We start from the raw sequence: 959 nt of genomic DNA, 5'->3' as shown, positions 1-959 counted from the left end.
ACCGATGTGGATGCGGTGGAGGCGCACGGCACGGGTACGCGTCTGGGTGACCCGATCGAGGCCCAGGCCCTGCTGGCCACCTACGGTCAGGGCAGGCCGGAGCAGCCGCTGCTGCTCGGCTCGATCAAGTCGAACATCGGGCACACGCAGGCCGCGGCCGGTGTCGCGGGTGTGATGAAGATGGTGCTGGCGATGCGGCACGGGGTGCTGCCGCAGACGTTGCACGTGGACGAGCCGACGCCGCACGTCGACTGGTCGGCCGGAGAGATCGCGCTGCTGACCGAGCAGCGGGAGTGGCCGGAGACCGGACGACCTCGTCGAGCGGGTATCTCGTCGTTCGGGTTCAGCGGCACCAATGCCCACACCGTCATCGAACAGGCACCACTGAACGACGACGAGTCCGATGATGCGGGACACGAGTCCGATGATGCGGAACTGCCCGTCGCCCGGATTCCGTTCCTTCCGCTGGCATTGTCCGCGAAGTCCGATATCGCGCTGCGTGAGCAGGCGGCGAATCTCCGGGACTGGCTCGTTGCGGCTCCGGAGGTGCGGCTGTCCGATGTGGGGCGGACGCTGACGACGGGCCGTTCGGCTCTCGAACGGCGTGTGGTGGTGACGGCACAGGGCCGTGAGGATGTGCTGGTGGCGCTTGACGCACTGGCCGAAGGAACCCCCGTGCCCGGCACGGTGACCGGATCCCCGGTCACGGGCAAGCTCGCCATCCTGTTCACGGGCCAGGGCAGCCAGCGGTGGGGAATGGGGCGTGAACTGTACGACGCGTACCCGGCCTTCGCCGAAGCCCTGGACGCGGTCAGCGCTTACCTCGACACCCAGCTCGAACGGCCCCTGCAGACCCTTCTGTTCGGGGACGACATGGAGTCGCTGGACCGGACGGAGTTCACCCAGCCGGCCCTGTTCGCGGTAGAAGTGGCCCTGTTCCGGCTGCTGGAGTCCTGGGG

Annotated in this window: 1 protein-coding gene; it reads left to right on the top strand. The window is 68.3% G+C overall.

The window, feature by feature from the left end; genetic code table 11:
* Nucleotides 1-959, top strand: a 959-nt coding sequence (locus tag ACP4J0_RS38515) for an acyltransferase domain-containing protein (protein WP_426604104.1), incomplete at both ends; no start/stop codon positions are given.

Source organism: Streptomyces sp. WG7, assembly GCF_049975785.1.
GTDB lineage: Bacteria > Actinomycetota > Actinomycetes > Streptomycetales > Streptomycetaceae > Streptomyces.
Note: the sequence above shows the minus strand (reverse complement) of the source record. Positions and strands in the feature narration are given on the sequence as shown.